General features: G+C 72.7%; 21 protein-coding genes and 1 pseudogene. 14 read left to right on the forward strand and 8 right to left on the reverse strand.

Annotated features, from left to right (window positions below; all coding sequences use genetic code 11):
- Nucleotides 1-71 precede the first annotated feature (71 nt).
- On the reverse strand, nt 72-1,436 hold the full coding sequence (locus Cba03nite_RS07835) for a KamA family radical SAM protein (protein ID WP_203743589.1): 1,365 nt from the start codon (nt 1,434-1,436) through the stop codon (nt 72-74).
- Nucleotides 1,437-1,593: 157 nt separating this feature from the next.
- Here Cba03nite_RS07835 and kdd point away from each other — a divergent pair, with 157 nt between their 5' ends.
- The 9 genes from kdd to Cba03nite_RS07880 all read left to right on the forward strand — a co-directional run bounded on the left by kdd (nt 1,594) and on the right by Cba03nite_RS07880 (nt 11,777).
- Nucleotides 1,594-2,658 carry an L-erythro-3,5-diaminohexanoate dehydrogenase gene (gene kdd, locus Cba03nite_RS07840; protein WP_203743591.1) on the forward strand — a complete coding sequence of 355 codons (1,065 nt, stop codon included), beginning with the start codon at nt 1,594-1,596 and terminating at the stop codon, nt 2,656-2,658.
- 4 nt (nt 2,659-2,662) lie between these two features.
- On the forward strand, nt 2,663-4,207 hold the full coding sequence (locus tag Cba03nite_RS07845) for an amidohydrolase (protein WP_239125550.1): 1,545 nt from the start codon (nt 2,663-2,665) through the stop codon (nt 4,205-4,207).
- Entirely contained in the window at nt 4,194-5,786 is a 1,593-nt protein-coding gene (gene kamD, locus Cba03nite_RS07850) for a lysine 5,6-aminomutase subunit alpha (protein ID WP_203743593.1), read from the forward strand. Before Cba03nite_RS07845 ends, kamD begins: the two co-directional genes overlap by 14 nt.
- The gene (gene kamE / locus Cba03nite_RS07855) at nt 5,783-6,544 is read left to right on the forward strand and encodes a lysine 5,6-aminomutase subunit beta (RefSeq protein ID WP_275411562.1); all 762 of its coding nucleotides are present in this window, start codon (nt 5,783-5,785) and stop codon (nt 6,542-6,544) included. Before kamD ends, kamE begins: the two co-directional genes overlap by 4 nt.
- Nucleotides 6,541-6,945, forward strand: a complete 405-nt coding sequence (kal, locus tag Cba03nite_RS07860) for a 3-aminobutyryl-CoA ammonia lyase (protein WP_203743595.1) — start codon at nt 6,541-6,543, stop codon at nt 6,943-6,945. The genes kamE and kal overlap by 4 nt, the downstream gene beginning before the upstream one ends.
- Nucleotides 6,942-8,285, forward strand: coding sequence for a glutamate mutase L (locus Cba03nite_RS07865; RefSeq protein ID WP_203743597.1), 1,344 nt, complete (start codon nt 6,942-6,944; stop codon nt 8,283-8,285). The genes kal and Cba03nite_RS07865 overlap by 4 nt, the downstream gene beginning before the upstream one ends.
- A 520-nt stretch (nt 8,286-8,805) precedes the next feature.
- A complete protein-coding gene (lnt, locus tag Cba03nite_RS07870; RefSeq protein ID WP_203744121.1) occupies nt 8,806-10,416 on the forward strand; it encodes an apolipoprotein N-acyltransferase in 1,611 nt (536 codons plus the stop codon).
- A 12-nt stretch (nt 10,417-10,428) separates the two neighbouring features.
- The gene (locus Cba03nite_RS07875; RefSeq protein ID WP_239125551.1) at nt 10,429-11,217 is read left to right on the forward strand and encodes a polyprenol monophosphomannose synthase; all 789 of its coding nucleotides are present in this window, start codon (nt 10,429-10,431) and stop codon (nt 11,215-11,217) included.
- A gap of 35 nt (nt 11,218-11,252) precedes the next feature.
- Nucleotides 11,253-11,777 (forward strand): FxsA family protein, encoded by a 525-nt coding sequence (locus Cba03nite_RS07880; protein ID WP_203743601.1) that lies wholly within the window; start codon nt 11,253-11,255, stop codon nt 11,775-11,777.
- Between the two features lie 48 nt (nt 11,778-11,825).
- Here the strand turns inward: Cba03nite_RS07880 and Cba03nite_RS07885 are convergent, their stop codons facing one another.
- Entirely contained in the window at nt 11,826-12,164 is a 339-nt protein-coding gene (locus tag Cba03nite_RS07885) for an RNA polymerase-binding protein RbpA (protein WP_203743603.1), read from the reverse strand.
- Between the two features lie 183 nt (nt 12,165-12,347).
- Between Cba03nite_RS07885 and Cba03nite_RS07890 the strand changes: the two genes are divergently transcribed.
- Together Cba03nite_RS07890 and Cba03nite_RS07895 are read left to right on the forward strand one after the other, a co-directional pair.
- The gene (locus Cba03nite_RS07890; RefSeq protein WP_203743605.1) at nt 12,348-13,835 is read left to right on the forward strand and encodes a peptide MFS transporter; all 1,488 of its coding nucleotides are present in this window, start codon (nt 12,348-12,350) and stop codon (nt 13,833-13,835) included.
- A gap of 10 nt (nt 13,836-13,845) precedes the next feature.
- Nucleotides 13,846-14,811 (forward strand): NsdA family TPR-like regulatory protein, encoded by a 966-nt coding sequence (locus tag Cba03nite_RS07895; protein WP_203743607.1) that lies wholly within the window; start codon nt 13,846-13,848, stop codon nt 14,809-14,811.
- 1 nt (nt 14,812) lies between these two features.
- Here the strand turns inward: Cba03nite_RS07895 and Cba03nite_RS07900 are convergent, their stop codons facing one another.
- The 4 genes and pseudogenes from Cba03nite_RS07900 to Cba03nite_RS39575 all read right to left on the reverse strand — a co-directional run.
- On the reverse strand, nt 14,813-15,241 hold the full coding sequence (locus Cba03nite_RS07900) for a helix-turn-helix domain-containing protein (RefSeq protein ID WP_203743609.1): 429 nt from the start codon (nt 15,239-15,241) through the stop codon (nt 14,813-14,815).
- A 1-nt stretch (nt 15,242) separates the two neighbouring features.
- The gene (locus Cba03nite_RS07905) at nt 15,243-15,608 is read right to left on the reverse strand and encodes a DUF4180 domain-containing protein (protein ID WP_203743611.1); all 366 of its coding nucleotides are present in this window, start codon (nt 15,606-15,608) and stop codon (nt 15,243-15,245) included.
- Nucleotides 15,609-15,743: 135 nt separating this feature from the next.
- On the reverse strand, nt 15,744-16,427 hold the full coding sequence (locus Cba03nite_RS39570) for a maleylpyruvate isomerase family mycothiol-dependent enzyme (RefSeq protein ID WP_239125586.1): 684 nt from the start codon (nt 16,425-16,427) through the stop codon (nt 15,744-15,746).
- Nucleotides 16,422-16,838, reverse strand: a pseudogene (locus Cba03nite_RS39575) (ASCH domain-containing protein); the annotation flags it as partial. The gene Cba03nite_RS39570 and the pseudogene Cba03nite_RS39575, both read right to left, overlap by 6 nt.
- Before the next feature lie 91 nt (nt 16,839-16,929).
- Here Cba03nite_RS39575 and Cba03nite_RS07915 point away from each other — a divergent pair.
- Genes Cba03nite_RS07915 through Cba03nite_RS07925 form a run of 3 tightly spaced genes read left to right on the forward strand, consistent with a single transcriptional unit; the run spans nt 16,930 to nt 18,924 of the window.
- Nucleotides 16,930-17,244 (forward strand): PadR family transcriptional regulator, encoded by a 315-nt coding sequence (locus Cba03nite_RS07915; RefSeq protein WP_203743614.1) that lies wholly within the window; start codon nt 16,930-16,932, stop codon nt 17,242-17,244.
- Complete coding sequence (locus tag Cba03nite_RS07920; RefSeq protein WP_203743616.1) at nt 17,244-18,116, forward strand: hypothetical protein; 873 nt, start codon at nt 17,244-17,246, stop codon at nt 18,114-18,116. Before Cba03nite_RS07915 ends, Cba03nite_RS07920 begins: the two co-directional genes overlap by 1 nt.
- Before the next feature lie 49 nt (nt 18,117-18,165).
- A complete protein-coding gene (locus Cba03nite_RS07925; protein WP_203743618.1) occupies nt 18,166-18,924 on the forward strand; it encodes a MerR family transcriptional regulator in 759 nt (252 codons plus the stop codon).
- Nucleotides 18,925-19,042: 118 nt separating this feature from the next.
- Here the strand turns inward: Cba03nite_RS07925 and Cba03nite_RS07930 are convergent, their stop codons facing one another.
- Both Cba03nite_RS07930 and Cba03nite_RS07935 read right to left on the reverse strand, forming a co-directional pair.
- A complete protein-coding gene (locus Cba03nite_RS07930; RefSeq protein ID WP_203743620.1) occupies nt 19,043-19,231 on the reverse strand; it encodes a DUF1918 domain-containing protein in 189 nt (62 codons plus the stop codon).
- Nucleotides 19,232-19,298: 67 nt separating this feature from the next.
- On the reverse strand, nt 19,299-19,760 hold the full coding sequence (locus tag Cba03nite_RS07935) for a GNAT family N-acetyltransferase (protein WP_203743622.1): 462 nt from the start codon (nt 19,758-19,760) through the stop codon (nt 19,299-19,301).
- Nucleotides 19,761-19,824 lie beyond the last annotated feature (64 nt).

Below are 19,824 nucleotides of genomic sequence, written 5' to 3' on the forward strand. Positions count from 1 at the left end.
TGGGCGCGCGGGGATATGCGAAAGGCCCCGGCCGGCTGGGGCGCAGCGCGGCCGGGGCCTGGTCGTTCGGGTCAGGACTGGTCGGCCTGCTGCTCTTCGAGCTGCTTGCGCCACCACTTCTGGCCGGACTCGGGGAGGGTGTCGATCGGGTCGTAGTAGGCGTAGCGCTTGGTGAGCACGTCGGCGTCGTGGTCGGCCTCGATGGAGGTGCGGTAGTTCTTGGTCCAGTACGAGATGCCGTTCTCGCGGTCGTATTCGGTGACCATGTGGACCCAGCGCTTGCCGACGAAGGGCACGTCGCAGACGATGCGCGGGGTGGCGTATCCGGGCAGGTAGCCCATGATGTCGTGCTGGAGTGCCTGGGCGTGGGCGACGGAGACGCGCCAGTGTTCGGCGTTGGGGATCATGTCGCACATGTAGAAGTAGTACGGCAGGATGTTGGCCTCGCCCTGGAGTGCGAAGCAGAGGTCGAGCAGGTCGGGCGAGGTGGCGTTGACGCCGCGCATGAGGACGCCCTGGTTGCGTACGTCGCGGACGCCGACTTCGAGTGCGGTCTTGGCGGCCTTGGCCACGGTCGGCGTGATCGAGTTGGCGTGGTTGACGTGGGTGTGGATGGCGAGGTTGACGCCGCGGCGGCGGGCGGTGCGGGCGACGCGTTCGAGGCCTTCGACGACCTCGGGCTGCAGCCAGTGCTGGGGCAGGCCCATGAGGGCCTTGGTGGCGAGCCGGATGTCGCGGATGGTGTCGATCTCGAGCAGGCGCATCAGGTAGGACTCGAGGTTCTTCCACGGGACGTTGGCCACGTCGCCGCCGGAGACGACGACGTCACGGACGCCGGGGTGGGCCTTGAGGTAGCTGATGTGCGCGTCGTAGCGGTCGACGGGCTTGAGGCTGAGTTTGAGCTTCTCGACGGCGGGGGTGCTGTTGCCGACGAGGTCCATGCGGGTGCAGTGGCCGCAGTACTGCGGGCAGGTGGACAGGAGCTCGGCGAGCACCTTGGTGGGGTAGCGGTGGGTGAGGCCTTCGGCGACCCACATGTCGTGCTCGTGGAGGCTGTCGCGGCTGGCGTGGGGGTGGCTGGCCCATTCGGTGAGCCGGTCGCTGGCTACGGGGATCATGTAGCGGCGGACCGGGTCGGCGTAGAACGCCTCGGTGGTCAGTGCCTCGCGCGCCATGGTGTTGAGCATCTGCGGGGGGACCAGCATGGACATCGTGGCCAGGGCTTTCTGGTCGGCCTCGAGGTCGGTGTAGAAGGTCTCGTCGACGGTGTCGCCGAGGACGGCGCGCAGCTGCTTGGCGTTCTTGATGCAGTTGACGCGCTGCCACTGGGCCGAGTCCCACTGTGCGGGGGTGACGTCGCGCCAGCCCGGGAACCGGGTCCAGTCGGGCTCGATGAGCTCGACGCGTCGGTATTCGTAGGGTTGCCCAGCGTTCATCGGTGGCCCTCTCCTTTGCGGTCGCCGTTGACCATACTGGAAGTTCTCCGGCGTACCAACTAGTCTGCCGTAGGATTTCCCGCGGAGTACAGATCTAACCGCAGATTTGGTTCTGGCTTCCCTGGGGAGACGGCACTTTTTGAGGGAGAACCGGACAATGACGTCACCGATCGGGCTGCACCGCGTGCTGGAGCCGGCCGGGGTGCTGCCCCAGGCGGCCCAACAACTGGACAATTCGCCTGAAATCGGGGCGGACGAGGTGCGGATCGCGGTGGAGCGGCTCAACCTCGACGCGGCCAGCTACCGCCAGCTCGCCACCAAGCACGCCGGCGACGGCGCCGCGGTCCGCGCCGAGGTCCTGGAGATCATCGGCAGCCGCGGCAAGATGCAGAACCCGGTGACCGGCTCCGGCGGCATGCTCATCGGCACCGTCGAGGCAGTCGGCCCCGAGTCCCCGCTGGGGCTGCGCGTCGGCGACCGCGTCGCCACCCTGGTCTCCCTCACCCTCACCCCCCTGAAGATCACCGACGGGCTCAAGCACTGGGACGGCGGCGGCGAGCAGGTCCCCTGCGAGGGTCACGCGATCCTGTTCGCGCGTTCCATCGCCGCGGTGCTGCCCGCCGACCTGGATCCGGAGCTGGCCCTGGCGGTGATGGACGTGTGCGGCGCCCCGGCGCTGACCGCCCGTGTCGTGGCGCGGTACGACGACCCGACGGTCGCGGTGATCGGCGGCGCGGGCAAGAGCGGCTCGCTGTCGCTGGCCGCCGCCCGCAAGGCAGGCGCCGCCCGCACCGTGGGCGTCGTGCCGGTCGAGCGCGAGCGCGCCGCTCTGGCGCAGGCGGGCCTGGCCGACGTGGTGGCGCTGGCCGACGCCCGTGACCCGGTCGCGCTGGCCGATGCCGTACGCGAGGCGCTGGGCGGCCGGGCCGCGGACGTGACCGTGGTGTGCGTGGACGTGCCCGGCTGCGAGCACGGCGCGATCCTGTCGACCGCCGACGGCGGCACGGTGGTCTTCTTCTCGATGGCGACGAGCTTCGCGGCGGCGGCGCTGGGCGCGGAGGGCCTGGCCGCGGATGTGACGATGCTGGTCGGCAACGGGTACGTGCCGGGTCATGCCGCCTATGCCCTGGATCTGCTGCGGCAGGTGCCGGCGGTGCGGGCGATGTTCGAGTCCCGGCTGGCGCACGAGGCCGCGCGGCCTGCTTCCGGCACGGCAGACTGACGTCATGCAGATCTCCGCCATGCCTGCCGAGCGCACGACGCTCTGGCACAACGCCGTCGTCCGCAGCCCCGCCGATCCGGGCGCGACCGCGCTGCTGACGCGTGGGCAGCACATCGTGTGGCTCGGCCCGGTGGCCGAGGCGCCCAGCGCCGACGTGCGCATCGACCTGGGCGGTGCGCTGGTGACCCCGGCGTTCGTCGACGCGCACGTGCACGCCACCGACACGGGTCTGGCCCTGGCGGGCCTGGACCTGTCGGGGGTGCGCGGTGCCGCGGAGCTGCTGAAGGCGGTGGCCGAGTTCGCCGCGGGGCTGGGCCCGGACGCGGTGGTGCTGGGGCACGGGTTCGACGAGAGCACCTGGGGCGCGGCGCAGACCCCGCCGGAGGCGGGCGAGCTGTCGCGGGCCGCGGGTGGGCGCAGCGTGTACCTGTCGCAGGCGTCGATCCACTCGGCGCTGGTGTCGCCTGACCTGCTGGCCCTGGCGCAGGGCACGCCGGGTTACGACGAGTCGGGCTGGGTGCGGCGCGACGCGCACCACGTGGTCCGGGAGGCGGCGTTCGGGCAGATCACGATCGTGCAGCGGCGGGACGCGCAGATGCGGATGCTGCGGCACGCCGCGAGCCTGGGTATCGCGGCGGTGCACGAGTGCGGCGGGCCGGGCACGTCCAGCGAGGAGGACTTCACGGAGCTGCTGCGCCTGTCGGGGCAGGGGCTGCCGGAGATCTTCGGGTTCTGGGGCGAGCTGATGGGCGCTGCGAAGGCGCGGGAGCTGGGCGCGGTCGGCGCGGGCGGTGACCTGTATGCCGACGGTGCGCTGGGTTCGCGTACGGCGTTTCTGTCGGGGGAGTACCTGGACGGCGAGCGCGGCTGCGGCCACGGTTACGTGTCGGCCGAGCAGGTGCGTGATCATCTGCTGGACTGTCACCGGCACCGGATGCAGGGCGGGTTCCACGCGATCGGCGACGCGGCGATCTCGACGGTGGTGGACGGGTTCGCGATGGCGGAGAAGGTCCTCGGGGTGGACGCGATCCGTGACGCGCGGCACCGGGTCGAGCATGCCGAGATCATGGACAAGCGGCTGATCGCCGGGTTCGTGGAGTACGGCATCGTGGCGAGCATGCAGCCGGCGTTCGACCGGCTGTGGGGCGGCGAGCAGCAGATGTACGCCCAGCGGCTGGGGGTGGCGCGGAGTCTGGCGTCGAACCCGATGGGGCAGATGCACCACACGGGGGTGGCTCTGGCGTTCGGGTCGGACAGCCCGGTGACGCCGCTGGACCCGTGGGGCAGTGTCCGGGCGGCGATGTGGCATTTCAACCCGCAGCAGCGGATGAGCGCGAAGTCGGCGTTCGCCGCGCACACGCGGGGCGGGTGGCGTGCGGTGCACCGCGACGACGAGGGCGTCCTGGTGCCCGGTGCGCCGGCGACGTTCGCGGTGTGGCGCACCCCGGCGGGGGTCTCGGGGACCCTGCCGAGTCTTGAGCAGCACGATGAGCTGCCGGTATGTGTACGTACGGTTCTGCGTGGAGATTGCATTTATGAGCAGCAGTAAACTCGGTCTGGACCCGGCGCTGGTGCACCGGGCTCGGGCGCTGGCCGCACGGGCCGGGCGTCCGGTGGTGGACCTGGCCCGTTCCCACACCACCGTGTCGGTGGAGCGGGCCGTCCTGCGCCTGTCCGGGATGATCGGCGCCGACCCCGACGGGATCCCGTGGGTGAACCGCCTCGTCGACGCGGTACGCGAGGACGTGGGCCTGGGGCACGGGGTGGCGCTGCCGGTGTTCCACAGCCTCGCCCAGCACGGCCTGGAGTATTCGGCCGCCGACCTGACCCTGCTGGCGCAGAAGGCCGCGTCGGGGTCGGTGCGGTTCGAGCTGCCCACGGGCAGGGCCGCGACCGCGGCGAAGCGGGCGGCGAAGCGGATGGCGGCGGCCGGGATCCGGCAGATCGACCGCAACCGCGCCGAACGCGACCGGATGGTCAAGCGCTACGGCGACCCGAAGCAGCGGCCGTGGATCTACCTGATCGTGGCGACGGGTGACATCTTCGAGGACATCCCGCAGGCGCAGGCCGCGGCGCGGGCGGGCGCGGACGTGATCGCGGTGATCCGGTCGACGGGCCAGTCGCTGCTGGACTACGTGCCCGAGGGCGCGACCCGGGAGGGGTTCGCGGGCACGTACGCGACGCAGGAGAACTTCCGGCTGATGCGGGCGGCGCTGGACGAGTCCAGCCGCGAGCTGGGCCGGTATGTGCGGCTGACGAACTACGCGTCGGGCCTGTGCATGCCGGAGATCGCGACGCTGGCCGGGTTGCAACGGCTGGACATGATGCTCAACGACTCGATGTACGGGATCCTGTTCCGCGACATCAACCCGATCCGCACGTTCGTCGACCAGCGGTTCTCGCGGCAGATCCACGCCCGGGCGGGGATCATCATCAACACCGGTGAGGACAACTACCTGACCACCGCCGACGCGGTCGAGGCCGCGCACACGGTGACGGTGTCGCAGCTGCTCAACGAGTACTTCGCGCACGAGGCCGGGCTCGCGGACTGGCAGCTGGGGCTGGGGCACGCGTTCGAGATCAACCCGGACCTGCCGGAGTCGTTCCGGCTCGAGCTGGCGCATGCGCTGCTGGCGCGGGAGCTGTTCCCGGACGCGCCGCTGAAGTGGATGCCGCCGACCAAGCACATGACCGGTGACGTGTTCCGGGGCAACCTGCTCGACGGGTTCTTCAACCTGGTCGGGGCGCTGACCGGGCAGGGCATCCTGCTGGTCGGGATGATGACCGAGGCCGTGGTGACGCCGTGGCTGTCCGACCGGGACATCGCCCTGCAGAACGTGCGGTATGTGCTGGGCGCGGCCGGGAACCTGCACGAGGACTTCGTGCCCGCGCCGGACGGGTTCATCCAGCGCCGCGCCCACCAGGTCCTCGACGAGGCCATTTCGCTGCTGGAGCGGATCGAGAACGACACGCTGCTCAACGCGATCGCCGACGGCACGTTCGGGATCATGAAGCGGCCCGCGGACCGGGGCAAGGGCCTCGACGGCGTCGCCCGGCACGACGACGGGTACTACAACCCGGCCACCGACATCCTCGAGACCCCCGCCAAGCACGAGGAGGACCTGTGAAGAGCGTCGTGCGCCCGTACGGCGACACCACCGGCGACGGCATGACCCAGGTCAGTTTCACGCTGCCGCTGCCGCACGACAAGAAGGCCGAAGGCGCGGCGCTGCAGCTGGCCGCGAAGATGGGCCTGGAACCGGCGATGCTGGTGCACGCCAAGCAGATGGGCGACGGGTTCACCTTCTTCGTCGTCTACGGCAGCGTCCGGCACCTGGTCGAGCTCGACAAGGTCCAGGTCGTCGAGCGGGACTTCCCGCTGCTGTCGGCCAAGGAGGTCAACACCCTGGTCAAGCAGAAGATGCGCCGCAAGCTGTCGGTCGTCGGGGCGTGCATCGGCACCGACGCGCACACCGTCGGCATCGACGCGATCCTCAACGTCAAGGGCATCGCCGGCGAGAAGGGCCTGGAGTACTACCGCGAGCTGAAGGTCGTCAACATGGGCGCGCAGGTCACCGTGCCGGAGCTGGTCGCGGCGGCGAAGGCGGAGAAGGCCGACGCGGTGCTGGTGTCGCAGGTCGTGACGCAGCGCGACGCGCACCTGCACAACACGCGGGAGATGTCGGCGGCGTTCCGGGAGGCGCTGCCCGCCGACAGGCGGCCGCTGCTGATCGTCGGCGGGCCCCGCTTCGACGAGCTGATGACCGGCGAGCTGGGCGTCGACCGGATCTTCGGCCGGGGCACCACCCCGCGTGAGGTCGCCAGTTACCTGGTCCACGCGCTGATCACCAACAAGGCCGAGCGGAAGAAGGCGATGGCGGCATGAGTGTCGGGTTCACGGTCGTGCACCGCAAGTATGTGCCGTACAGCCACGCGCACTACGCGGGCAACCTCGTCGACGGCGCGTACGCCCTGGCGGCGTTCGGGGATGTGGCCACGGAGGTGTGCATCCGGCTCGACGGCGACGAGGGCCTGTTCGCGTCGTACTCCGACGTGCAGTTCAAGGCCCCCATGCGGGCCGGGGACGTGCTGGAGGTCGTCGCGACCGTGTCCCGGATGGGCACCCGGTCGCGGACCATCGACTTCGAGGCCCGGGTCGTGTGCCGGGGCCGGCCGGACAGGTCCGAGTCCGCCGCCGACGTCCTCGACCCGCCGGTCGTCGCCGTGACCGCGACCGGCACCGTGGTCGTCCCGCCGCAGAGCCCCGGATCGGCTCCGCGAGCTTGAGCCGCACGAGCCTGCTCTGCTGTGTCGACGTCGGGTCGACGTTCACCAAGGCGGCCCTCGTCGACACCGGCAGCGGACGGCTGGTCGCCACCGGCGCGCACCGCACCACCGTCGGGTCCGACGTGCTGCACGGCCTCGACGCGGCCGTCGCCGCGACCGGCCACACCCCCGACGGGGTGCTGGTGTGCTCGTCGGCCGGCGGCGGCCTGCGCCTGGCCGTCGTCGGCTACGAGCGCCTCGTCACCGCGCAGGCCGGGCACCGGGTCGGCCTGTCGGCCGGGGCGAAGGTCGTGCACGTCGCCGCCGGGCCCCTGGACCGGGCCGGGCTCGCGCAGCTGCGCGCGGCGCGGCCCGACGTGGTGCTGCTCGTCGGCGGCACCGACGGCGGCGACACCGACACGATCAGCCACAACGCGGCCCGGCTCGCCGCCGCCCGCTGGCGGGTCCCCACCGTCCTCGCCGGCAACGCCGACTGCCGCGAGCAGCTCGAAACGCTGCTCGCCGGAGCGGGTGTGCCCGTGGTCGCGGTGGGTAATGTGCTGCCCGCGATCGGGGTCCTCGACCCCGGCCCGGCCCGCGCGGCGATCCGGCAGATGTTCCTGCAGCACGTCATCGGCGGCAAGAAACTGTCCCGGGGGCCCCGGTTCGCGTCGCTGGTCCGGGCCGCGACCCCCGACGCGGTCCTGACCGGTGTCGAGCTGCTGGCCGGGCACACCGGCCACGACCTGCTCGTCGTCGACGTCGGCGGGGCCACCACCGACGTGTACTCGGTGCTGGTCCCCGACGCCGAGCAGCTCGCCGGGGTCCGCGACGACGTCGCCGGGACGATGTGGGCCGCCCGCACCGTCGAAGGGGACCTCGGTATGCGCTGGTCGGCGCCCGGGGTCGTCGCCGCGGCCCAGGCGGAGAAACTCCTCGTCCCCGGCGAGGCCGCGGCGCTGGACGCGGCGGCCGAGGCACGGGCGGCGCACCCGGGGTACGTCGCCGACGACGGGACCGAACGGGCCGCCGACCGGCGCCTGGCCGAACTCGCCGTCACCGTCGCGCTGCGCCGCCACGCCCGCGGTGAGGCCGCCGTCGCGGGCGGGCCCCGCCGCGGCGGCCGGGACCTGCGCGACGTCGCGCTGGTCATCGGGTCCGGTGGGGTGCTGCGGCACAGCCCGCCCGACGTCGCGCAGGCGGTGCTAGGCGCGGGCCTGGGCGACACCGCCGGTGGATGGCCGCTGCCACGTCACCCGCGCGTGGTCGTCGACGCGTCCTACATTCTGGCCGCCGCCGGGCTGCTCGCCGCCGAACATCCCGCCGCCGCGGCCGCGCTGCTGGCCGCTGAGCTGCGCTGACGCCACCGCATGCGGTGATCGTCACGCTGCGTGGCCGGGCCGTGAAATTGACCGTGCCCGCACGCCGCCGGTACCGTCGTAGGGTCCTCCACCGTGCCGTCGCCGACCGGCGGTCGTGCGCGGCAGGCGGGGTCCGCGATCAGTAGAAAACGACCGGCGGTGGGCTGCAGACCGACGCCGATCGGCCCGAAGATCGCAGGTCCGTGCCGTGGAGTTGGGAGTGCGGGGCGCGGCCGTCTGGCCGCGCCCCGATTCTTGTAACCTTGCACCGCCCCCGGCCAAGATCTCTCGGCGTGGGCCGCGCCGCGCGCCCGCGCGGCGCACCATAGTGCTTGTGAGATGGGGTGGACCGGTGACCGTGCAGGCACAGACGCCGCAGACCGCCGCGCCCGGCGACACCGCCGACCCGGCCCCGGCCGCCGGCGGCACCACCGGACCCGGCCAGGGCACACCGCCCGCCACGGCCGCGCCCGGAGACACGGCCGCGCCCGGAGACACGGCCGCGCCAGGTGACACGCTCGTGGCCGGTGAGACCGCCGCGCCCGGTACCGCGGCACCGCTGCGGCTGCCCGCCGCGACGGCGCTGGCCGCGGCCGCCGGGCTCGCGCTGCTGGCCGCGTTCCCGCCGTACGGGCTCTGGTGGGCCGCCCCGATCGGGGTGGCGCTGCTGGCCGTGGCCGTACGCGGGCGGCGGCTGCGCGCCGGGGCCGGGCTCGGCCTGCTCGCCGGGACCGTGTTCTTCGGGCCGCTGCTCGCGTGGACGAACCTGCACGTCGGCATCACACCGTGGGTGCTGCTCACCCTGTTCCAGGCCGGCTACCTCGCGCTGCTCGGCCTCGCCCTGGCCTGGGTCAGCCCCCTGGCCGCCCGGCGGCCGTGGGTGTGGCCGGCCGCGATCGCGCTGCTGTGGGTCGCGCAGGAGGCGCTGCGCGACCGGGCCCCGTTCGGCGGGTTCCCGTGGGGGCGGCTCGCGTTCAGCCAGGCCGACGCCCCCGGCCTAACCCTGGCCCTGCTCGGCGGCGCGCCGCTGGTCACCCTCGCCGTCGCCGCCACCGGCGGGCTGCTCGCCTGGGCCGCCGGTGACCTGATCACCGACCGGCGCGCCTGGCGCCGCCCCGCCGCCGCCCTCGCCGGCGCGGCCGTGGTCACCCTCGCCGGGCTCGCCGTGCCCACCGCCACCCCCACCGGGCAGGCCGTCACCGTCGCGATCGTGCAGGGCAACGTGCCCCGCCTCGGCCTGGACTTCAACGCCCAGCGCCAGGCCGTCCTCAACAACCACGTGTCCGCGACCGTCGCCCTGGCCCGTGACGTCGACGCCGGGCGCCGGCCCCGCCCCGACCTGGTCGTGTGGCCCGAGAACGCCTCCGACATCGACCCGCTGCGCAACAGCGGCGCCGCCGAGGCCATCGACACCGCCGCCCGTGCCATCGGCGCGCCCATCCTCGTCGGCGCGGTCCTGTCCGGGCCCGAAGCGGGCCAGTCCCGCAACGCCGGCATCGTCTGGCCCCCCGGCCGCAGCCCCGGGGCCGCGCCGCAGCAGATGTACCTCAAGCAGCACCCCGTCCCGTTCGCCGAGTACCTGCCGCTGCGGCCGATCGTCGAGCCCATCGCGCAGGCCATCACGAACCAGGCGAAACTGCTGCGCACCGACTTCGTCGCCGGCACCGCCCCCGGCGTGCTCACCCTCGGCCCCGCCCGGGTCGGTGACGTCATCTGCTTCGAGGTCGCCTACGACGACGTCGTGCGCGACACCGTACGCTCCGGCGCGCAGCTGCTGGCCGTACAGACCAACAACGCGACCTTCGACGAGTCTGAAGCGTTACAGCAGATGGCGATGGTCCGGTTGCGGGCCGTCGAGCACGGCCGCGACAGCCTCATGGCGTCGACCGTCGGTGTGTCCGGGTTTGTAACTGCTGACGGGACTGTGCATGATGCATCTGGTTTCAACACCGGTGCGGTGCTGGTGCGCGAGCTGCACCTGGGCGACACGGCTACCCTTGCCACGAGCCTGGGACCGTGGCCGGAGGCCGTGCTGACCTTCGCGGCGGCCGGGTTGCTGGTCGCGGCAGGCGTGGCGCGCAGGCGCCGCGCCATCCAGGTGCGAGACACTGAACAGGCAGGAGCGGCATAAGTGGAGGCCCCCGTGAGCGGCAACGAGGCGGACAGCGGGTACCCGGGCGTAGGCCGGGTACTGGTGATCATCCCGACGTACAACGAGTCGGAGAACGTCCGCCTGATCGTGCCCCGGGTGCGCAAGAGCACCCCGCAGGTCGACATTCTCATCGCCGACGACAACAGCCCCGACGGCACCGGCGCCATCGCCGACGAGATGGCCGCCGCCGACCCGCGCATCAAGGTCCTGCACCGCGAGGGCAAGCAGGGCCTGGGCGCGGCGTACATCGCGGGCTTCAACTGGGCCCACGAGCACGGCTACGACGCCGTCGTCGAGATGGACGCCGACGGCTCCCACGCCCCCGAGGAGCTGCCCCGGCTGCTGGACGCGCTGCGCGGCGCCGACGCGGTCATCGGGTCGCGCTGGGTGCGCGGCGGCAAGGTCATCAACTGGCCGGTGCGGCGCCTGATCCTGTCCCGCGGCGCGAACTTCTACACCCGCGTCGTCATGGGCATGGGCGTCAAGGACGCCACCGGCGGCTACCGCGCCTACCGGCTCCCCGTCCTGCGCAAGATCGACGTCGACACGGTCACCTCGCGCGGCTACAGCTTCCAGGTCGAGCTGACCCATCGCACGCACCGCCACGGCTTCCGCATCGTGGAGGTCCCGATCACGTTCGCCGAGCGCGAGCACGGCGTGTCGAAGATGAGCGGCTCCATCATCAAGGAGGCGCTGTGGAAGGTCACCGTGTGGGGTGCGCAGTCCCGGCGTGACTCGATCCGGCGTATGTTCAAGCCGAACGAGGACCGCTGGCCGTGAGCTGAACTCCGGCCGGCCCGGCTGGAGGTGACGGTGTGCGCAGGCTGCGCTGGGTTCCGGCGGTCGTGCTGCTGCTCGGGCTCGTCGAGTTCGGCGTGTTCGTCGGGGTGGCGCGGCTGATCGGGCTGCCCCTGACGCTGCTGATCGCGGTGCTGCTGATGCTGCTCGGCGCGGTGCTGCTGCGCCGGGAGGGCCTGTCGGCGTGGCGGCGGCTGCGCGAGGCGAGGCTCGCCGGGCAGGCCCGCGGCGACCAGGCCCTCGACGGGGTCGTCGGGCTGGCCGCGGCGCTGCTGCTGCTCATCCCGGGCCTGCTCACCGCCGCGGTGGGGCTGCTGCTGCTGATCCCGCCCGTGCGGCGGCTGGCCCGCGGGCGCATCCGTGCCGCGACCGAGAAACGCATCCCCGCGTCGACCGCCAACAGCGTGTTCGGGCCCAAGCGGGTAAGGGTGGACACCCCGCCCGGTCACCGCACCCCACCCGGCCAGGGCGTGCCGCCGCCCGGCGCGCAGCAGCCGCCGCAGGGCCCGCCCGAGGTCATCGAAGGCGAGATCGTCGACTGACACACGAAGGCGCCCCACCCGGCACGGGTGGGGCGCCTTCGTGTTGCGTCAGCGGCCGCGGCGGGCCCGCACGTCGGCCAGGCGCTCGTTGAGGATCTCGTCGAGCTCCTCGATCGAGCGCCGCTCCAGCAGCATGTCCCAGTGCGTACGCGGCGGCTTGACCTTCTTCTGCTCGGGCTCCGTGCCGTCGACCAGCCGCGCCACGCTGCCGTCGAACTTGCACTCCCAGGTGGCGGGCGCCTCGGCGTCGACGGCGAACGGCACCTCGAACCGGTGGCCGTGGGCGCACAGGAACTCGCGCATCTGCCGCGGCGCGAGTTCGGTGTTGCGCTCCGATTCGTAGCTGACGGCCCCCAGACGGCTTCCCCGCAGCATCCGATCGCCCATATCAGCTCCCTCACGTCGTATGGCCTCGGTGATTGAAACGACCCGGCGGGCCCGACGATTCCCCGGCGTGACCCACGCCGCCCTCCGGGCGGATTCGTGAGAGCCGCTCACCCACCACCCCATAGGGCGATATCGTCCGATTGGACCTTCTTTGCGGGGAACATCACATCCGGGGGTACGCCGATGGCCACCACGACGGCACCGCAGGGCCCGCCCGTCAAGACCTGGATGGGGCACCCCGGCGGTCTGGTCGTGCTGTTCCTCACCGAGATGTGGGAGCGGTTCAGCTTCTACGGCATGCGGGCCATCCTCACCCTGTTCCTGGCCGCCGAGCTGACCGACGGCGGCTTCGGCATGACCGACGTCGCCGCCGCGGCCCTCTACTCCATCTACAACTCGATGGTGTACTTCATGGCGCTGCCCGGCGGCTGGATCGCCGACCGGCTCATCGGCACCCGCCGCAGCGTGCTGTGGGGCGGCATCGTCATCGCGCTGGGCCACTATGCGCTGGCCTTCTCCAGCCACGCCATGTTCTACCTCGGCCTGGTCCTCATCGTGCTCGGCACCGGACTGCTCAAGCCGAACATCTCCGCGATGGTCGGCGAGCTGTACGACAAGCACCCCGAGATGCACGAGTCGCGCCGCGACGCCGGGTTCACCCTGTTCTACCTCGGCATCAACCTGGGCGCGTTCATCGCGCCGCTGCTGACCGGCTACTTCGCGGCGAAGAACGACTGGCATGTGGCGTTCGGCATCGCCGCGGTCGGCATGACCGTCGCCGTCATCCAGTACGTGCTCGGCGGGCGGCGGCTGGAGGGCGTCGGGCTCAAGGCGCACAAGCCGCTGCAGGCCCACGAGCGCAACAGGATCCTGCGCACCGGCGGGATCGTGCTGGCGATCGTGCTGGTGCTGCTGATCGCCGACATCGCCGCCGGAACCTACCGTGCCGAGCACGTCATCACCGCGCTGACCGTGATGGCGCTGGTCGTGCCCGCGCTGTACTTCGTCACGATGTTCCGCGACCATACGCTGACCCATCAGGAACGGTCCCGGATCAGCGCCTACGTGTGGATCTTCGTCGGCGCGATGCTGTTCTGGATGATCTACGACCAGGCCGGCAGCCTGGTCAACCTGTTCACCGAGAACGACGTCGACCGGACCGTCGGCAGCTTCGAGATCCCCACCGCCTGGTTCCAGTCCATCAACCCGGTGCTGATCCTGCTGCTCGCGCCGGTGTTCGCGTGGCTGTGGACGAGGCTGGACCGCCGCCAGCCCACCACCCCGGTCAAGTTCTCCATGGCCCTGGTCGGCATCGGCATCTCGTTCCTGGTCATGGGCGTGGCCGGGGCGCTGGCCGGGCGCGGGCTGATCTCCCCGCTGTGGATCGTGCTGGTGTACTTCATCCAGACCTGCGCCGAGCTGCTGCTGTCGCCGGTCGGCCTGTCCGTCACCACCAAACTCGCCCCGCTGCGCTACGCCAGCCAGGTCATGGGCCTGTGGTTCCTGGCCACCGCCGCCGGCAACGCGCTGAACACCTGGGTCACCCCGCTGAGCGCGAAGGTGCCCGCCGGGGTCTACTACGGCGGCCTCGGCCTGCTGGCCATCGGAGTCGGCATCTGCTTCTGGATCGGCGCCCGCAGGATCGGGCAGCTGATGGCCGGCGTGCACTGAGAGGACACCCATGGCACCGACCACCACCGTCGCCGAGCAGCTCACCGTCGAGCAGCTGCGCGACGACGTCGAGCAGCTGGCCCGCCGCTGCCTGTGCGACCCGGTCACCGAGCTGTTCGGGCCGCTGCTGGAGGCCCAGGAGCGGGTCTTCGCGAAGCTGGAGACCGACCCGCGGCCCGAGCACTCCGAGCAGCTGCACCTGCTGGCCGCGCTGGTGTCGGCGGCGCTGGCCCGCGCCAACCACGACCTGGGCCGCGGGCATCAGGCGATGACCCTGGCCCGGATGGCGTTCGAGTGCGCCGACAACATCGGCCACCACCCGCTGCGGGCCTGGATCCGCGGCCTGCAGAGCCAGCTGGCGTACTGGGCCGACCGGCCGCAGGAGGCCGCCGCGTTCGCCGACTGCGGCGTCGCGCTCGCCGGGGAGCACACCGGGTCGGTGGCGTCGTGGCTGGCGTGCGCGCAGGCCCGGGCGCTGGCGCGGCTGGGCGCGGCCGAACCGGCCCGGCTGGCCCTGGTCCGCGCCGAAGACCTGCGCGAGCGCCACGAACGTGACGAGCTGGACGCGATCGGAGGGCTGTTCGTGTTCCCGCCGCCGCGCCAGCACTACTACGCCGCCGATGTGTACGGCTGCCTGGACGGCATGGGGGAGCGGTCCGTGCACGAGGCGACCCGCGCCCTGGCCCTGTACGCCGCGAGCCCGCCGGAGCTGCGCTCGTTCGCCGACGAGGCCGGGGCGCGGTGCGTGCTGGCGCTGGCGCAGGTGCGAGCCGGGCAGCCCGGCGCGGCGCGGGACACGCTGCGGCCGGTGCTGGCCCTGGACCTGCCGCGCCGGGTCACCGAGGTGATGGGCGGGGTGAACCGGGTCGCGGCCGCGCTGCGCGACCCGCGCGTGGCCGCCGACCCGGACGCCCGTGACCTCCGTGAGCAGGTCGAGTGGTTCGGTCAGCGGCCCGCGTCGGCGCTGGCGTCGTGACTCAGCGCGGCTCGAGGATCGCGTCGATGAGGCGCAGCAGCTCGGCGGTGTCCTGCGGGCCGCCGAGCAGCATCACGCGCAGCCGGGCCCGCTGCTCGTCGTAGGCGGCCTGCACCCGGATCGGCTCGCCGTCGCGGGGGCCGCTGATCGCGGCGGTGACCAGGGTGGTGACCCGGTCGGCGTCGTGGCGCGACACCGCGTCGACGGCGACCACCGTGGACACCTCGACGTGCTGGGTGCGGCGGGCGTCCTCGCGCGGGACGGCCGGGACCGGCCCTCCGGTGAGTGCGGCCAGGTCCTCGGCGGCGATGCGGTACTGCTTGCCGATGCGCACGGCCTTGAGCCGCCCGTCGCGTACGTAGTTGCGCACGGTCTTGACGTGCAGGCCGAGGCGTTCGGCGACCTGCTCGACGGAGTACAGCTCGGACATGTCAGCCGTCCTTGAGGCGTGCGGCCAGCTCGGCCAGGTCCGCGGTGAACCAGATCTGGCGACCGCGGTTGGACTCCAGCACCAGCGCGCGCAGCGCGGAGCTGGCGTCCAACCAGGCGGTGATGTCGCCGACGACGGCGAGCCGGATGCGGTAGTTGACGAACTTCTGCATGATCTCCCCGGCCAGGCCGGTGCTCAGGGTGAAGAAGTCGCCGGTGAGCCGCGCGGCGGGCAGCGCGACGACCTCGGCGCCCTGGAACGCCGCACCGATCAGGTCGAGGCTGTCCTGCACGGTGGTGACGGGCGGTCCGCCGGGGTCGGCGACGAGCACGGTGACCCCGTGGTGCTCCTCGATACGGTCGGGCACGGCGTTTCCTTCCCCTCATGGCGCGAGGAGGCCACCGTATCACTCCGTTTCAGGGAAGATTGGGGAAGGATCGGGTCGTCCTGATCACGGTGCCCCACCGCGACACCGCCCGGCCGGCTCCGGGACCCGCACGGCTCAGCCCAGGGTCAGCCAGGTGACGCCGAGCTCGTCCAGGCGCTCGCGCTCCGTTCCGGTCAGCGCGACCCGGCCGGTGGCCCGGCGCAGCAGCCCCGCCGCGTCCACGCCGAGCGCGGCGCGGGCCGCGGGCGCGCCCAGCCCGAACAGCAGGCCCTCGACCACGGCGGCGGCCTCGGCGGTCAGCCACGGCGCGACGCCGAGCGCGTCGGCCAGGTCCAGGCCGTGCACGGCCAGCTCCACCACCCGGGTGACCTGGAAGTCGGTCAGCCGCATCGGGTCGCCGTGCCGGGTCGCGACCAGCCGCTCCGGGCTCGCCGCGACCCGGCCGGCGACCTGCTCGGCCTGCTGCTCGAACCAGCCGATCAGCTCCGGGCCGGAGCGTGCCGCGGCGAACTGCGCCGCCAGGTCGACCCGGGCCTGGTCGGCCTGCGGGGCGAAGCGGTGGTCGGGCGCGTAGTAGCGGGCGGTGTCGACCGGCGGGCCGGGCGGCGGCGCGGCATCCAGCATGTCCAGGGTGCGTGACACCGCGATCGCGGCGTGCGCGAACTCGTCCCGCACCGTCCACGGCGGGCAGCACGTCGGCCGGTCCAGGTCGGCCTCGGGCACGGCACGCAGCCCCGCGACCAGCGCGGCGGCCTCGGCCGCCAGGGCCGCGTTCACCGCGGGGGCGGCGGGGATCACCGAGGCGACCCGGAACCGCTCGGCCACCGCCACGGTGTCGTCGTCCACGGTGAAGTCCGGGTCGCCGAGCCAGTCGCGCATCTCGGCGGAGTGCCAGAACCGCTCGTGCGCGGCACGCCACCCGGCGACGGTCGTGTAGTCCTCGCCCTCGTCGAGGGCGTGGGCGAGGTCGACCTCGCCCACTGGCACCAGCCGCACCTCGGTCAGCTCCAGGATCGCCAGGGGCTGTCCGGCCGAGCCGATCATCGTGCTGCGCTCACCGGCCGGCGGCAGCGGCTCGCCGTCGTGCTCGTAGCCGATGAGCAGGCCCGTGGTGGAGGTCTTGTGCCCGGCCAGGACGGCGCCGGTGAGCTTGTCGCGCAGCGGCCCGGGAAACGCGAACTCGTAGTCCGACAGCCCGTCGTAGATCATGACGCCACCCTAGACGCCGGTGGCCGCCCCCGCCCGTTGACACATTTACTACGCGCTGCGATGCTACGTACAACGTAGTAAGGGAGGTTCGATGGCCGGACTCGCCGACCTCGGCAGGTTCTCCGAACCCGCACTGCACATCCTGATCAGCCTCGCCGCCGGGCCCAGGCACGGCTACGCGATGCAGGACGACATCGGCGAGCTGACCGGCGCCCGCCCCGGGCCCGGCACCCTCTACGGCGCGATCCGGCGCCTGGAGGAGCACGCCTACATCGAGGCCCTGCCCGAGCAGGACCGCCGTAAGCCGTACCGGCTCACCGACGCCGGCCGCGCCGCGCTCGGCGCCGAGCTGCAGCGGATGCGCTCGCTGGCCGCGACCGGCCTGCGCCGCCTGGCGGTGGCCTGATGCGCGCCCGGCTGGCCCGCGCCGTGCTGGCGCTGTACCCGCGCCGGGTCCGTGAGCGCTACGGCGACGAGATCGCCGGCCTGCTCGCGAACTCGCCCCGCCCGTGGCGGGACCTGGCCGACGTGGCACGCGCCGCGCTCGGCGAGCGCCTGTCCGGCGGCCGGGCCGCCCTGGCGCAGGCGCGGGCCCGGACCGTGCTGTGGCACCTGGTCCGGCTGATGCTCATGCCCGCGGCGCTCACCGTGGTCCTGGTCGCGCTGATGGCGGCGACCGGGCCGGTGCTGTTCCTGGCCGACCGGTGGGTCGACGCCGAGCGCGGCGCGTCCGTGGCGTACGCGCTGATGGTCCTGCCCGCCGCCCTGCTGGCCTGGCCCGCGGGCCTGCTGCTCGGCCGCTCCACCAGGCTGGCCGCGCCGTGGCTGGCGGTGCCGGTCACGCTGGCGCTCGGGCTGCTCGCGATCGCGGCCGTGCCCGGCGTCGGCATGGTGCTGGGGGAGAGCCTGCCCGGCGCGGCCGCCGCGATCGCCGTCTGGTGCGCGGGCGCAGCCGCCCTCGCCCGCTGGTCAGCGACGCTGAGCCGGGTCCGGGCCGCCGCAGCGCGGGTGTTCGGGACGGTGCTGCTGCTCGAGGCGGCCACGATCGCGTACGTGCTCACCGCGCTCGCACCCGTCCGGGCCCCGCGCCACCTCGCCGCCTGGTGGTTCCCGTCGGCGATCTCCGGCGTCGACCCCGGCCTGGTCGACGGGGCCTACCTGCAGCTGTCCGACGCGATCAAGTTCCTGCCCGCGATGCTGGCCGTGTGCACCGTGTTCGCGCTGACCGTGACCGCCGTCACCCGGACCCGGCCGCAGCAGGCGCCGTTATCGGCTTGACTCTCACGTAACGGCAGACTCGAACCTGGTTCTCGGAAGGGAGAGAACCGTGGCATACACCGTGGGCAAGGTCGCCGACCTGGCCGGAGTGACCGTGCGGACACTGCACCACTACGACGAGATCGGCCTGCTGTCGCCCAGCGAGCGCTCGCACAGCGGCTACCGCCGCTACGACGACGCCGACCTGGAGCGGCTGCAGCAGATCCTGTTCTACCGGGAGCTGGGGTTCTCACTGGAAGAGATCGCGGCCATCCTCGACGACCCGCAGGCCGAGCCGGCGACGCACATGCGCCGCCAGCACGAGCTGCTCACCGGGCGCATCAAGCGCCTGCAGGAGATGGTCACCGCGATCGAGTTCGCGATGGAGGCGACAAAAGTGGGCATCAACCTCACCCCCGAGGAGCGTTTCGAGGTGTTCGGGGACTTCGACCCCGACGACCACGCGGAGGAGGCGGAGCAGCGCTGGGGCGGCACGGACGCCTACAAGGAGTCGAGCAGACGCACCGCCCGCTACACCAAGGACGACTGGCTGCGCCACAAGCAGGAGAACGAGGACTGGGGCCGCCGCTTCACCGCCCTGATGGACTCGGGCGCCGCCCCCGACAGCCCCGAGGCCATGGACCTGGCCGAGGAGCACCGCCGGCTCATCAGCCGCTGGTTCTACGAGTGCCACTACGAGATCCACACCGGCCTCGCCGACATGTACCTCGCCGACCCCCGCTTCACCGCCACCTATGAAGCGATCCACCCCGGCATGACCCAGTACCTCAACACCGCCATCCACGCCAACGCCATCTCCCGCGCGTAACCCCCACCCCACAACGCGGCGATCTTGCGTGGACTGCGGGGATGACACGCCCCTATCGGGCATATCCCTAACAGTTCGCGCAAGATCGCCGTGGTCTCGGGGCCGCGTGGCGGCCGGGTCAGTGGTCCGTCTTGAGATGGGTGTCGGGGCCGGGGTAGAGGATTCCCTCGTGCTGGTCGTCCTCCCAGCGCACGGTGTACGGCGGGCTGCCGTCCTCGTGCGGGACCGCCGTGATCACGCCGATGCGGCGGTGGTCACCCACCCGCGTGCCCTCGACGACGATGGTGTCTCCGACTTTCGCCTTCATTGCTGAACACCTCCTCGTCCATTGTCCGGACGAATCCCCGCGAGGTGCACGTTTCGCCGAACCGGGCTCAGGTCAGCGGCCGCGCCCAGCACAGCGGCGCGGTCTGCGTGAAACCGGCCCGGCGCAGCACGTTCGCGCTCGGCGGGTTGTCGTGGGCCAGCTCGGCCACCACACACCTCGCCCCGAGGTGCGCGGCGAACTCGACCAGCGCCAGCGCCGCCTCCGTCGCGTAGCCGTGGCCGCGGGCGCCGGGCACCAGCCCGTAGCCGATCTCGACCGTGCCCGCCCGATCCGGCGGGCCGTGGAAACCGGCGCCGCCGACCACCTGCCCGGTGGCGCGCAGCTCGACCGTGTACGGCACCCACGGCCCCGCCGGAGCGCCGGCCTGCAGGAACATCCGGGCCGCGAGCTGCTCGCCGTCGCCGGGAAAGCCGTCGGCCCAGCGCGGGTCCCGCGGCGCGCCGTCGGCGATGCGCGCCGCCAGGATCGGCCGGTACGGCCGCAACACCAGGCGCTCGGTCTCGATCACAGAACGGGCAGCGTACCCGCTGCCGCCCGGCCGTGCACCCGGCGGCCGCGACCGGCATCATGGT

This window comes from Catellatospora bangladeshensis, assembly GCF_016862575.1.
In the GTDB taxonomy this organism is placed as follows: Bacteria; Actinomycetota; Actinomycetes; order Mycobacteriales; family Micromonosporaceae; genus Catellatospora; species Catellatospora bangladeshensis.

Bases quoted from the DNA above. Each gene is read 5' to 3' on its own strand.
- Cba03nite_RS07885 (WP_203743603.1), bottom strand. From the start codon at position 12,164: ATGGGCGATCGGATGCTGCGGGGAAGCCGTCTGGGGGCCGTCAGCTAC.
- kdd (WP_203743591.1), top strand. From the start codon at position 1,594: ATGACGTCACCGATCGGGCTGCACCGCGTGCTGGAGCCGGCCGGGGTG.
- Cba03nite_RS07890 (WP_203743605.1), top strand. From the start codon at position 12,348: ATGGCCACCACGACGGCACCGCAGGGCCCGCCCGTCAAGACCTGGATG.
- kamD (WP_203743593.1), top strand. From the start codon at position 4,194: ATGAGCAGCAGTAAACTCGGTCTGGACCCGGCGCTGGTGCACCGGGCT.
- kal (WP_203743595.1), top strand. From the start codon at position 6,541: ATGAGTGTCGGGTTCACGGTCGTGCACCGCAAGTATGTGCCGTACAGC.
- Cba03nite_RS07895 (WP_203743607.1), top strand. From the start codon at position 13,846: ATGGCACCGACCACCACCGTCGCCGAGCAGCTCACCGTCGAGCAGCTG.
- Cba03nite_RS07915 (WP_203743614.1), top strand. From the start codon at position 16,930: ATGGCCGGACTCGCCGACCTCGGCAGGTTCTCCGAACCCGCACTGCAC.
- Cba03nite_RS07930 (WP_203743620.1), bottom strand. From the start codon at position 19,231: ATGAAGGCGAAAGTCGGAGACACCATCGTCGTCGAGGGCACGCGGGTG.
- Cba03nite_RS07900 (WP_203743609.1), bottom strand. From the start codon at position 15,241: ATGTCCGAGCTGTACTCCGTCGAGCAGGTCGCCGAACGCCTCGGCCTG.
- Cba03nite_RS07845 (WP_239125550.1), top strand. From the start codon at position 2,663: ATGCAGATCTCCGCCATGCCTGCCGAGCGCACGACGCTCTGGCACAAC.
- Cba03nite_RS07920 (WP_203743616.1), top strand. From the start codon at position 17,244: ATGCGCGCCCGGCTGGCCCGCGCCGTGCTGGCGCTGTACCCGCGCCGG.
- Cba03nite_RS07835 (WP_203743589.1), bottom strand. From the start codon at position 1,436: ATGAACGCTGGGCAACCCTACGAATACCGACGCGTCGAGCTCATCGAG.